The organism is Actinomadura barringtoniae, from assembly GCF_017573505.1.
Taxonomy (GTDB): Bacteria; Actinomycetota; Actinomycetes; order Streptosporangiales; family Streptosporangiaceae; genus Spirillospora; species Spirillospora barringtoniae.
In genome coordinates this window covers 124,033-136,575 of sequence record NZ_JAGEOJ010000016.1, presented here as the reverse complement: position 1 = coordinate 136,575, position 12,543 = coordinate 124,033, and the positions used below count along the sequence as shown (strand labels likewise).

The 12,543-nt window shown below is 68.9% G+C and carries 11 protein-coding genes; 4 read left to right on the top strand and 7 right to left on the bottom strand.

Annotation, left to right across the window (positions count from 1 at the left end):
• Positions 1–5 precede the first annotated feature (5 nt).
• The 3 genes from J4573_RS35405 to J4573_RS35395 all read right to left on the bottom strand — a co-directional run bounded on the left by J4573_RS35405 (position 6) and on the right by J4573_RS35395 (position 3,318).
• On the bottom strand, positions 6–1,487 hold the full coding sequence (locus J4573_RS35405) for a phospholipase D-like domain-containing protein (protein WP_208260441.1): 1,482 nt from the start codon (positions 1,485–1,487) through the stop codon (positions 6–8).
• Positions 1,488–1,594: 107 nt separating this feature from the next.
• Positions 1,595–1,972, bottom strand: a complete 378-nt coding sequence (locus J4573_RS35400; protein ID WP_208260440.1) for a nuclear transport factor 2 family protein — start codon at positions 1,970–1,972, stop codon at positions 1,595–1,597.
• Positions 1,973–2,100: 128 nt separating this feature from the next.
• Complete coding sequence (locus J4573_RS35395; RefSeq protein WP_208260439.1) at positions 2,101–3,318, bottom strand: DUF6986 family protein; 1,218 nt, start codon at positions 3,316–3,318, stop codon at positions 2,101–2,103.
• Between the two features lie 219 nt (positions 3,319–3,537).
• Here J4573_RS35395 and J4573_RS35390 point away from each other — a divergent pair, with 219 nt between their 5' ends.
• Positions 3,538–4,200: a DJ-1/PfpI family protein gene (locus J4573_RS35390; protein ID WP_208260438.1), complete on the top strand. Its 663-nt coding sequence runs from the start codon at positions 3,538–3,540 to the stop codon at positions 4,198–4,200.
• A 69-nt stretch (positions 4,201–4,269) separates the two neighbouring features.
• Here J4573_RS35390 and J4573_RS35385 read toward each other — a convergent pair whose 3' ends face one another.
• The 4 genes from J4573_RS35385 to J4573_RS35370 form a co-directional block, all read right to left on the bottom strand.
• Entirely contained in the window at positions 4,270–5,268 is a 999-nt protein-coding gene (locus tag J4573_RS35385; RefSeq protein ID WP_208260432.1) for a hypothetical protein, read from the bottom strand.
• Between the two features lie 170 nt (positions 5,269–5,438).
• Positions 5,439–6,230, bottom strand: coding sequence for a DUF4232 domain-containing protein (locus J4573_RS35380; protein ID WP_208260427.1), 792 nt, complete (start codon positions 6,228–6,230; stop codon positions 5,439–5,441).
• Complete coding sequence (locus J4573_RS35375; RefSeq protein WP_208260426.1) at positions 6,223–6,759, bottom strand: SigE family RNA polymerase sigma factor; 537 nt, start codon at positions 6,757–6,759, stop codon at positions 6,223–6,225. The genes J4573_RS35380 and J4573_RS35375 overlap by 8 nt, the downstream gene beginning before the upstream one ends.
• 43 nt (positions 6,760–6,802) lie before the next feature.
• Complete coding sequence (locus J4573_RS35370) at positions 6,803–7,384, bottom strand: DUF4232 domain-containing protein (RefSeq protein WP_208260425.1); 582 nt, start codon at positions 7,382–7,384, stop codon at positions 6,803–6,805.
• A gap of 283 nt (positions 7,385–7,667) precedes the next feature.
• Between J4573_RS35370 and J4573_RS35365 the strand changes: the two genes are divergently transcribed.
• From J4573_RS35365 to J4573_RS35355, 3 genes are all read left to right on the top strand, one after another.
• On the top strand, positions 7,668–10,034 hold the full coding sequence (locus tag J4573_RS35365) for a family 20 glycosylhydrolase (RefSeq protein ID WP_208260424.1): 2,367 nt from the start codon (positions 7,668–7,670) through the stop codon (positions 10,032–10,034).
• Between the two features lie 29 nt (positions 10,035–10,063).
• Positions 10,064–11,842, top strand: coding sequence for a ricin-type beta-trefoil lectin domain protein (locus tag J4573_RS35360; protein WP_208260423.1), 1,779 nt, complete (start codon positions 10,064–10,066; stop codon positions 11,840–11,842).
• 164 nt (positions 11,843–12,006) lie between these two features.
• The gene (locus tag J4573_RS35355) at positions 12,007–12,516 is read left to right on the top strand and encodes an RICIN domain-containing protein (protein WP_208260421.1); all 510 of its coding nucleotides are present in this window, start codon (positions 12,007–12,009) and stop codon (positions 12,514–12,516) included.
• The last annotated feature ends 27 nt before the right edge of the window (positions 12,517–12,543 follow it).

Genomic DNA, 12,543 nt, shown 5'->3' with positions numbered 1-12,543 from the left:
GCTTTCTACTTCTTGTAGGCGTGCGGCGCCGAATAGGCCCAGACCTGGTTCCAGTAATCGCGGACCAGATCGGTGGCCGCCTTTCCTTCGACGAGGTAGCCGAACTCCATCAGGTTGTGCGGGTAGAGGTTGTCCGAGCCCACGTAATAGCAGGACTCGTCGGCGATGTAGACCTTGGCGTGGTTGCCGGGCGCCGGGTCGCTGGAGAAGATCGCCGGGGTCGGGACGACGGTGCCCATGCGGCCGCAGCGGCTGCCCGACGGCGGGTCCGGCCACTTGTAGTCGGTGCCCTCGGCCGTGAACTTCACCTCGTTGAAGCAGAACGGTGCCACGGCGAGCCGCTCGTTCGCACCGCCGGCCTTGGTCTTGCTCGCGGCCTTCTCGGTGATGAGGCGGCGCAGGAACTCGTTGGTGCCGGAGGCGCCGTTGCCCCAGGAGTACTGCTGACCACCGCCGGCGGCGTCGAGCGGCGAGACGACGACGTTCACCTTCAGCGTGTCGGAGGCCAGCAGGGCCTCGGCGATCCAGTGGCAGACCAGGTGCTCGCGCTCCTTGTTCGCGCCGGTGAACATCAGGTCCTGCTGGCAGATGTAGAGCGAGCTGCGGGCGCCCTTGATGACCTGTTCCTTGGCGACGTCGCTGGCGTTCTGGCCGAGGACGCCACCGCGGCCGAGCGACAGGACCCGGCCGGGCGCCCAGCCCTCGCCGCCCTCCTGCTGGACCTGGGTCTGCGGCACCGCCGGGTGGGTGAGAGTGACCTGGTCGCGGGCGGTGCCGGCGGCCAGGGCGGCCAGGGCGAAGCTCTGGTTGATCCGCTTGACGATGAGGAGGTTCTCGCCTTTTCTCCACAGGAACTCGGCGAACTGCTGGGCGTGCGCGGCGGCGCCGCCGCGCACCTCCACGGAGATGTCGTGGACCGGCGGGTAGGAGCCGTAGGCGCCGTCCCAGAGGTTGTGCCCGCCGACCAGCGCCACGGAGCCGTCCGCGGCCACGATCTTGGCATGGTTCCAGGACGCCCCGGCGAGCGAGGTCGACAGCTGGCCGACCAGGATCGTCATGGTCTGCACGGGCAGCTTGTTCTCCTTGCAGAACGTGGCGAGCCGCTCCTGGAACTTGGTCACGGTGTCATAGAGCATCACGTACCCGAACAGGAAGCGGATGGTGATCGGCGCGGTCCCGATCCGCTGGGCCAGCTTGGCCAGCCCGTTCTCCACCGCCTTCTGGAAGACGCCGAGGGGCGGGTTCAGCGACACGATGTCGACGTGCTGGTTCGCCCCGGCGATGATCGACTCGACGATCCCGGCCATGTCCTGGACCGACTGGGCCGCCAGGGCGGAGACTCCGGACGAGGTCATCGGCCGCCCCCACACGTGGGGCGTGTCGATGATCCGGATGAGGTTGGCCTCGCTGACCGCATGGACGCCGGCGTCCATTCCCCCCAGGGCCTGCTCGACGGTGTCGATGAACGAAGGCGGCATGGCTTCCATGGCCCGCCTCCTCTCTTGCTGGGGCGGGCGATGGATGGGTCACCCGTAGAACTTCGAAGCTATGCAGGCCCTGACCAGGGGTCAATGGACAGTTCCGGTCATGATCATCAGGGCTGTTGCTGGTTGGAAATGTGCTTGCCGATGACGCGCCAGGAGCCTTCGCGGCGCAGGTAGACGTGCGTGACGCGGAAGCGCCCGTTGACCGGGCGGTCCTGGTGTGAGGCCTCCTGGACCTGCGTGCCGATCGCCACGGCGGTGTCGCCGAACGCGCGGACCTCGATGTTCTCGAAGTCGAACGCCTGGATCTTCAGGCCGCCCCCGTAGCGGCCCAGCCACTGCTCCTTGTTGAGGATGAAGCCGACGGGCCCGACGCCGCGGAAGTCGTCGTCGAGCAGGGCCCGCTGGAACTCCACGTCCATGGTGCGCTCGGCCTCGGCCCAGCGGGCCTCCAGCTCGCGAATCTGAGTCTCGGTCGTCTCGGCCATGATCCGGTCCTCCTGGATGAGTGCTGCTGAGTGGTTCTGAGTGGGTACTCACTCACCATAAATGAGTGAACACTCATCGGCAAGGGGTCGATCGAATTATCTGGAGAAGTGCCAGGTCAGATGCCCGGTCATGAGTCGGCTGGCAGCACGCTCTCGTCCAGGGCGCCGCAGTCGACGGCGCGGCGGAGCCGCCCGGTGAGGGCCTTCACGGTCGCCGGCTCGTCGAGCACGCCCTCGTCGCCGGCGGCCTGCTCGTGCCAGGCCCGCACGCGCCCGATCACGTCGTCCACCCCGTTCAGATGGAAGGCGTAGACGGCCGCGTAACGGCTCGGCAGGTGCGCCGGGTGCAGGTCCCAGCCCTGGTAGAAGCCGTGCTTCAGCGAGTGCCGCACCTGCGCCGCGTGAACGGCCCAGGCGGCGTTGACCTCGTCGGGCCCGTCGTTGCGGGGGATCACGTTCGACGAACCGTCCGACAGCCGGATCCCGGTCCCGGCCAGCGACACCTGCATCATGTGGCGCGCGAAGTCGCACGCCGGGTGGTCGAGGCGCTGCTCCTCGGGCGGCAGCCCGCAGGCCGCGGTGTAGTCGAAGACGCCGAAGTGCGCGGCCGACATCCGGCCCTTGGCCGCCTGGGCGATGGCCCGCAGCCCGATCCGGCCCTCGTGGTCGATGATCGCCTCGGTGGTCTCGATCTGGACCTCGAAGCGCAGTATCCCCTCGGGCAGCCCCAGCGAGGTCTCCAGCCGCTCGATGTAGTCCACGAAGATCGCCACATGCTCGGCCATGACGACCTTCGGGAACGTGATCGTGAAGCCGCCGGGCAGCCGCCCGAGCCGGTCCCGCAGCGAGGTCAGGAACCCGTCGAGCGTGCGCATGCTGCGCTCGTGGCCCCCGTCGGCGAACGACTTGACCCGCAGTCCCCAGTAGTGCGGCAGGTTCTTGGCGTTGTAGGCGGTCGCGACGGCCTCCACCACCTGGGTGATGTGCCCGTCCTCCTCCTCGTCGGACCGCACCCCGTAGCCGTCCTCGAAGTCGATCCGCAGGTCCTCGATCGGCTCGTTCGCCAGCTTGGCGGCGACCCGCTCCCGCACCAGCCCGGCGATCTCCGGCTCGATCCCGAACGCCGACCCGAACGACCCGGCCCCCGGCGTGTGCGTGTTGAGCAGCCGCAGCGCCTCCGACCCGAAGTCGGACGGCGTCGACCGCGAGAAGCGGTCGGCGGGCACGTACACCGTGTGCACCGGCTGCCGCCCGGTGGGCGGTCCGGGGAAGACGCTCGCGTGCTCCGCGGAGACCGCGGTCACACGCTCGGAAAGGTCATCGATCGAGGTCACGCTGAGGTTCACCCCGTAATGATCCCGCATCTTCCCCATCGCCGCCTAGACGGGATTCCGTTTACCGCATCACCGCAGGTCAGAGTCTTTTGATCATGATGGCCGCCGTCGAGCCCCCGCTGACCTGGCCTGATCCCGTCGAAACGTGGCTCCCACGCCTGTGGGCCGGGTGAGCGGAGGCTCAATACGTTCGGAACGTAGGCCGAACGTCCCGCACTCCGGAGGACCCTCATGCACGCGCAGATCGTCTTGTTCGACGGCTTCGATCCGCTCGATGTCGTCGCTCCCTACGAGGTGCTGCACGCCGGCGGCATGGCCTCCGCGGGCGCGGTGACCGTGGAACTGGTCTCCGCCGAAGGGCCGCGCGAGGTGGCCGGCGGCACCGGCGGCCTGGCGCTCCGTTCCACCGCCGCCCTCGATCCCGAACGCGCGGGCCTGATCCTGGTCCCCGGCGCCTCAGGCCCCATGGAGGACTCCCCAGACATCGGCGCCCAGGGCGAATCCATCCCCGCACTGCTCGGCCGGACGCTGACCACCGAGCTGCCCGTTCTGCTGAAGGCGGCCATGGACAACCCCGAGATCACCGTGTCCACCGTCTGCGGAGGCTCGCTCATCCTGGCCATGGCGGGCCTGCTGGAGGGACGCCACGCCACCACCCACCACCTGGGCATGGACATGCTCGACGCCACCGGCGTCCACCCGGTGAGCGCCCGCGTCGTCGACGACGGCGACCTGATCACCGGCGCGGGCGTCACCTCAGGACTCGACCTCGCCCTCTACCTGCTGGAACGCGAGGTCGGTCCCCGAGTGGCCCACGCCGTCGAGGCCCTGTTCGCCCACGAACGCCGAGGCGTCGTCTGGCGGAACACAGGCCTGGAACCCGTCCGGTTCTGATTGCCCTGATGGGCGGAAAAGGCGATGCCGGCCCGCTGGAGGCGGGCCGGCATCAGGGGGTCGGGCAGGTTACGCGGGAACGATGTAGATGTGGCTCATCGCCGAGCGGTGCGTCGACTTGGAACCGCGGAAGTCGGGCAGGCCGATCGCGGTGCCGTGCACCGCGCCCTTCTCGCCCTTCACCCAGTCCACCCGCACGTAGGCGTTGAAGATGGGGGCGCAGCCCCGGGCCTTCGACACCTTGAAGTGCGGCTTGTACATCGGCACCACGGTGTGGTGCACCGCGTAGGGGGTCGTCTTGACGACGCTCGTCTTGCTCGACTGGCAGACCTTCTTGCCCGTCGAGTTCCACTGGTTGACGATCAGCGTGAACCGGGCGGTCGAGGCGCCCTTCTTGTTGCACGCCACGTTGCGCTGGCAGACCTGGTAGTTCACGTCGCCGAAGACGTTGAGCTCACGGAAAGCGGGAGTCTTGGTCTTCGGCAGCGCGGGCTGCCACTGGTGGTGCTTGGAGTCCACCGGAAGGTCGCCGTAGGGCATGTCGTAGGCGAGCGGCTTGCCGTTGGAGGCGTTCCCGACGAACTTGTTGGCGAACGCCAGGGAACCGCCCGCGATCTGCACCGAGGAACGCTTGGTGTAGAGCGAGGCGACCCGGGCGTACGTCGTGCAGGTGGCCGTGGTGGCCTTGCCGGAGTGGAGCAGGAACTTGGTGACGACCCAGATGTCTTCCCACTGGGGGTACTTGCCCGTACCGGGGTAGACGTTCTGGCCCAGCACCATGTTCTTGCCGCCGCCCGGCCACGTGCAGCGCACTTCGTTGTCGACCAGCGTCCGGACGCTGGCCTTGTTCGCGCGCACCCGCGAGACCACGTACGTGGTCTGCTTCGCGGTCATTTTCATCCGTACTGTGCCGAGCGCCACGACGTTGTGGTCGATGCCCTTTTTCGGGGGCGGCGGCGCGATGAGCCGCCTCGGCTTGAAGCCGACCGACGTCGCGGCGGCGGTTGACGCGGAGTCGGCGGACGACTTGGAGGCGTCAGCCGATTTCGAGACCGCGAAAGCGGTCAAACAGCCCACACAGGCCAACACGGCACAGACGGCCGTGATTACTATTCGTTTCATGGGAGCACCCCTTCTTCGAGGGGGACTCTAGCCGAAGCGTTTTCCGCATATATGAATCTTTTGGTAGTTCCGCGGCGGCTTCATTTCGCTTCGCGGTAGGGCCATGTGGGTGAGGGTCAGGGCATGCGGCCCTTGGCCACGGGACGGACCTCGGAACGGCCTGTGTCGGTGGTGCAGACGTCCCCTTGATAGGGGAGTTGGGCGGACTCGCGCAGGCCCGGCGGATAGACGCGGAGATGGGTCGCCTGCTGGGAACTGCAGGGCGGAGAGCCCGGGTCTCCATAGACGCCGGTATTGGTCGTGTGCAGGACGCTGTAAACGTGGGAGCCCGCTGCCAGCGTCACCGTGACCAGGGGGTTGGCGGTGAGGTCGCGGGCCGCTGAGGGGCCGACATGCGTTCCGGACGCGTCCAGGAACGAGACGCCTGGCGTGCCCCGGAGCGTGCATGGGCGCGAGCCGGTGTTGGTGAAGAGGAGTTCCACGTCGGTGTGGCCCGCGCCGCCTTGGGAGGAGCCGAGGCTCACCTTCAGGTCGGTGAAGGTGCACGTGGTGGTGGCCGGAGCGCTGGTGGTCGGGGTCGAGCTCGGGCTTGAGGTCTTGTCCGAGGATGTGGTGGGGGAGGACGAGAGAGACCCGGTCGGGCCGCTCGTCGTCGGCACCGGCCGGCCGGTGGGCGTGGGGCGTTCGCCGGTGGGGCGTACGGCGGGCTCGCGATCCGGCAGCGTTCCGGAGACGCCCCAGGCGACCGCCGCCACGATCAGCGCTCCGCCGGCACCGGCCGCGACGCGGCGGCGCCTGCGCATGGCGGTGCCCTTGCGGCGGGCCTTGGCGGCCAGGTCCGATGGGGGAGGCGGATCGTTGTAGCCCAGGTCCATGCGGGGATCCGGCCCGTCGTGGCTGTCACGCATGGCGTCCCCCGTCCTCTGTCCAAGAGTCCATCGGTAGCAGGTGCCGCGACTGGCGCAGCCGCTGCAGGGCCCGGTGCGCGGTGCTCTTCACCGTTCCGGGTGCGATGCCGAGCTCCTCGGCGATCTGGACCTCGCTGAGATCGAACCAGTAGCGCAGGACCACCACCGCTCGTTCGCGGCGGGTCAGGACGGCCAGCGCGCGTTGCACGGCGTCACGGCGGGCCAGGTCGGTCGCGTGGTCGTCCGAGGGCGGGGGAGTCACGTTGGCGGTGAACGGCAGCTCTCGCCACCGCACTCGCCGCCACCAGTCCAGGTAGTTGTTCAACATGGCCCGGCGTACGTAACCCTCGGGATTGCCACGGCGCACCTTCGCCCAGTGCGAGTAGGTCCGCGCCAGCGCGTTCTGGACCAGGTCCTCGGCGCGTGCGCGGTCACCGGTGAGCAGGTCGGCAGCGTGAAGCAGGGAGCGCGAGGCCCCCTCTACGAACGTGGTGAATTCCTCGTCCGCCGTGTCCGCGGTCTCCGCCAACCAGATCCCTTCCGGTGAAACTCGCGCCGTGCTCCGGCCTGGGTCAGGAGGGCAGGTGCGCGGGGGCGGCCGACAGTGCGGTCGCCGTGATCGTACGGTCCCCGCCCAGGACGGTGCGCAGCCCGGTCGTACGGTACGTGCGCTCGTTGGGCGGAGTGACGATGATCGAGGCCGCCTCGGCCGTGGGACGCGTGCCGTCCGCCGACGTCCAGCCGAGCTCGGCGTAGGCGCTCTTGCCCGGAGCCAGCACGAACGTGTGCGGCTTCGGATCGGCGGCGTAGTAGGTACGGCCCCGGACCACCCGCGCGGGAGCGATGATCGAGCCCTTCGCGGTCCTCATCGCGGCACCGGGGTAGCCGTTCACGTGGCAGGCGTGCTTGCCGACGTTCTTCAGCGCGACCGTGGCGCCCTGGTGGTTCATGCCGCCGCCGTGGTGCCGGTGGGCTGTCTCCGGCAGCAGTGACAGCGACAGGCCGCCGGTGTGGCACCGGGGCGTCGTCGCGGTGGAGAACGGGGCGGACGTGGAGGCGGAGGCCACCGCCGCGGCGCCCAGGCCGGCCGCCGTGACTCCGATGATGACCCCCGCGCGTGCCCTCTTGCTCGTCTTGAAGCCGATGACCCTCATCTGGTTCCCCTTCCGTATCGGCGATCTGACAAACCAAGAACGCCGATCCGCCACACGAGGTTCTGTCAGAAACAGAAAAAGGTGGCGGAGCAGGGGAAATGAGCAGACTTGCAGGTTTGGGTGAGTTTTCAAGCATGAGGAGGCATGGAGGTGCCATGACTATGGACGCCTGTGAGGCGGGGGTCAAGGGTTACTCGAATCGGACATGGTTGGCCACATGAGGCCTTCGTGACAGCCGGGATCCGCGTTGATGCTGCAAGAAGCTGTTCGTAACATCCCGTTTGTGCGCAGCTTCCTTCATGTACTGACATGCGTCGTCACGGCGGGCTTCGTGACCGCCGTCGCTCCCGCCACCTCCCAAGCCGCCACCTCCGCCTCCCGAGCCGCCACCGCCACCCCCCGAGCCGCCACCGCCACAGCCCTTCCCTCCCGCGCGGTCGCCGCGGCGCCGCAGACCGTGCCCGCGTTGAGGGAATGGACGGCGGGCAGCGGCACCTACTCGTTCACCACGACCAGCCGGGTCGTCGTCGACCCCGCGTACGCCGGGCAGCTGACCGACGAGGCGCAGACCTTCGCCGGCGACCTGTCCGTCCAGTCCGGCCGGACCGTCGCCACGGCGCAGGGGACGCCCGCCTCGGGTGACATCTACCTGACCCTGGGCGCCTCGGTTCCCGCCGCGGGCTACGCCATGACCGTCGGCAACGCCATCACCATCACCGGCAAGGACGACACCGGCGCGTTCTACGGCACGCGGACCGTGCTGCAGTTGCTGCACCAGGCCGCGACCGTCCCCGCGGGCACCGCCCGCGACTGGCCCAGCAAACCCGAACGCGGGCTGATGACGGACATGGGCCGCAAGTTCTTCACGGTCGACTGGGTGAAGCGCCATATCAAGGAACTCGCCTACCTGAAGATGAACACCTACCACTTCCACCTGTCCGACACTTTCGGGTTCAGGCTGGAGAGTTCATCGCACCCCGAGATCGTCTCGCCCGACCACTACAGCAAGCAGGACATCAAGGACCTGGTCGCACTGGGCGCCAAGTACCACGTGGCGATCATTCCCGAGATCGACGTGCCCGGACACATGAACACGATCCTGGCCGCGCATCCGGAGCTGAAGCTGAAGAACAGCTCGGGTCAGGCACGTGACGACTTCATCGACCTGAGCAAGGACGCGTCCTACACGCTCATCAGCGACCTCATCAAGGAGTACCTGCCGCTCTTCCCCGGCCCGTACTGGCACCTGGGTGCCGACGAGTACGTGAGCGACTACGGCAGCTATCCGCAACTGCTGACGTACGCGCGTGCCCACTACGGCGCGAACGCCACGGCCAAGGACTCGTACTACGGGTTCATCAACTGGGCGAACGGCATCGTGCGCGCGGGCGGCAAGACGATGCGCATGTGGAACGACGGCATCAAGTCCGGCGACGGCACGATCAACCCGGCCTCCAACATCATCGTGGAGTACTGGTACAACTACGGCCTCACTCCGCAGCAGCTGCTGGGGCGCGGCCACACCATCGCCAACGACTCGTGGGACCCGACGTACTACGTGCTGGGCGGGGCCAAGCCCAACAACCAGTGGGTGTACGAGACCTGGACGCCCGACCTCTTCCAGGGCGACAACACCATCGACAACGCCGCCAAGAACCTCGGCAGCCTGCTGCACGTGTGGTGCGACAACCCCAACGCCGAGACCGAGGACCAGATCGCGGGCGGCATCAAGTACTCGCTGCGCGTGCTGGCCCAGCAGACCTGGGGATCGCCCAAGCCGGTCAGCACGTACGCGGCGTTCACCCCGATCGTGGACGCAGTCGGCCACGCGCCCGGCTGGCCGACCACCGGATCGCCCGGCAACCTGGCCCAGGGCAAGCCGGTGAAGGTGTCGTCCACCGAGACGCCGAACTTCCCCGCAACGGCCGCGGTCGACGGCGACGCCACCACGCGCTGGTCGTCGGCCTATGCCGACCCGAGCTGGATCCAGGTGGACCTGGGTTCCGCCGTGCCCATCGAACGCGTCGTGCTGCGATGGGAGGCGGCGTACGGCAAGGCGTACCAGATCCAGGTGTCGCCCGACGGCACCACCTGGACGAACGTCTACACGACCACGACGGGTGACGGCGGCGTGGACGACCTCGCCGTGAAGGGCAGCGGCCGCTACATCCGCATGTACGGCACCCAGCGCGGCACGAGCTACGGCTACTCGCTCTGGGAGTTCGAGGTGTACGGCGCGGCCGCCACCACCGCGACCGTGGTGACGGGCGGCAAGGCGCTGGACGACCCGGCGAGCTCGACCAGCCCCGGCACGCAGCTGGTCACCTGGACCGTTCACGGCGGCCCGAACCAGCAGTGGCGGCTCACCCCGAACGCCGACGGCACGCGCACGCTGGTCAACGCCCTGTCGGGCCTGTGCCTGGACGTGAACGGCGGCTCGACCGCCCCGGGCGCGGCCGTCATCCAGTGGACCTGCACCGGCAACGACAACCAGCACTGGACGCTGACCACGGCGAACGGCCTCACCAAGATCGCGTCCAAGTCGAGCGGGCTGTCCCTGACCACGGCGTCCACCGCCGACGGCGCCAAGGTCACCCAGGCCACCGACACCGGTTCGGCGTTGCAGCGCTGGACCCTCAACCCCGTCTGATCCCCACCGCCGCTCCAGAAGGAGTCGCCGTGCCCCGCACCCCGCTACGCTCCCGAGTCCTGGCCGCGCTGACCGCCGCCATCGCTCTGACCATCCCGTTCATCACGGCCCCGCCCGCCCACGCCACGGCCCCGCCCGCCCATGCCGCGGTCCCGCCCGTTCATGCCGCGGTCCCGCCCGCCCATGCCACGGCGGCGTCCGCCCATGCCACGCCGCGCACGAAGGCGGCCGTAGCGCTGCTGGCACCGACACCGCCGATGGGCTGGAACAACTGGGCCCACTACGAGTGCGACATCAACGAGTCGGTCGTCCTCGAGAACGCCGACGCGCTCGTCAGCACGGGCCTGGCGGCCAAGGGCTACACCTACGTCACCGTCGACGACTGCTGGATGGCCCGTTCGCGGAGCGCCAACGGGGACCTCGTCGCGGACTCGACCAAGTTCCCGCACGGGATGGCCTGGCTCGGCTCGTACCTGCACAGCAAGGGCCTGAAGTTCGGCATCTACGAGGACGCGGGCTGGGCGACCTGCGCCGGCTATCCCGGCAGCGGCAAGCCGAACGGCGGCGGCGCCGACCACTTCGCGCACGACGCCGCGACGTTCGCCTCCTGGGGCGTGGACTACCTCAAGCTCGACGGCTGCAACGTCTACGTCCCATCAGGTCAGACCAAGGAACAGGCGTACAAGACCGCCTACGACGCCCAGGCCGCCGCGCTCGCGGGCTCGGGCCGTTCCATCGTCTTCTCCGAGTCGGCCCCGGCGTACTTCCAGAGCGGCGAGTGGGGCAACCCGGCGTGGTTCAGCGTCCTCGGATGGGTCGGTGGTGACGGCCAGCTCTGGCGTGAGGGCTACGACATCGCGACCTACAACGCCTCCAACCCGAACGCGTCGCGGTGGGGGAGCGTGCTGGGCAACTACGGCTACAACCGCTGGATCGGCCGCTACGCCAAGCCCGGCAACTGGAACGACCCCGACTTCCTCATCGCGGGCGATCCCGGCCTGACCGCGGACGAGTCGCGCAGCCAGGTGGCGATCTGGGCCATGCAGGCCGCCCCGATGATCCTGTCGTCGAAGGTCAACTCGCTCAGCTCCGCGGGCCTTGCGGCACTCGGCAACACCAACCTCATCGCGGTCGACCAGGACTCCGCCGGCCGCCAGGCGGGCGTCGTGTCCTCGAACGGCAGCACGGACGTCCTCGCCCGGCCGCTGGCCAACGGAGACCGGGCCGTCGCCGTCCTCAACCGCACCGCCTCAACGCAGACGATCACGACCCCGCTGTCGACCATCGGCCTGAACGGCTGCACCGCCGCGGCCAAGGACCTCTGGACGGGCTCCACGACGTCCGGAGTCACCTCCCTCACGGCCGGCGTCCCCTCGCACGGCACCGCGATCTGGCGCCTCACCCCGTCCTCCACCTGCACCACGGTCCCGACCGGCCAGGTCACCGGCGACGGAGCCAAGTGCCTGGACATCACCAACAGCGGCACCACCGACGGCACGCCGGTCATCCTCTATGGCTGCACCGGCAACACCAACCAGCGCTGGACCCTCGGCTCCGACGGCACCTACCGTTCACTCGGCAAGTGCCTCACCGCCAGCGGCACGACCGCCGGGAGCGCCGCCGTCCTGTCCTCCTGCACAGGAGCCACGACCCAGCGCTGGTCCGCACGCCCCGACGGCACCGTCACCAGCACCGCGTCAGGACTGTGCCTCGACGTCTACGGCGGCGGAACGGCCGACCTCACCAAGATCGACACCTGGACCTGCGGCACCCACCAGTCCAACCAGGCCTGGGCGCTCCCCAACTGACCGCTGCCCGTTCCGCCGCAGGCAGGCTGCCCGGCCAGGAAGCCCGGCCAGGAAGCCCGGCCAGGAAGCCCGGCCAGGAAGCCCGGCCAGGTCGTCTGCCTGCGGTGGAACGAAATGGAACGCCTCCAAGGTGACAGAACCTCGTCCCGTGGAGGGAGAACGTCATGATGGGTCGTCTCCGAGCCGCCGGCACGCTGAGCACCGTGGCGATGGTGGCCATGGCCTGGCTGTTGCCGGGGACCGCCCACGCCTCAGAGCTGCACATCAAGGAGGCCGAACAGGGCAAGTGCCTGGACATCGTCGGCGACAGCCCCAACGACGGCGCCCCGCTGCAGCGCTTCACCTGCAAGGCCTCGGAGAACCAGCTCTGGGATCCCATCCAGGTGCGCTCCCGCGTCTGGCTGCTGCGCAACCCGCACACCGGCCGGTGCGTCACCGCGGAGTCCGGCGCGTTCGGCGCCGCGGTGGTCATGCACCCCTGCGACGGGAACAACCTGGCACAGCAGTGGATCGCCAGCGGAACGTTCGGCCTGGGCGGCGGGGGCAACACCCTGCAGTCGGGGCTCCAGTTCCAGAACTGCCTGGACACCTTCAGCAACCTCGTCAAGGTCTTCACCTGCACCTCGTCGGGCGACCGGCTGAACCTGGCCCAGATCTGGGCCGTCGTCAACTGAGCCGCACTTTCAAGGGATCGCGCCGCC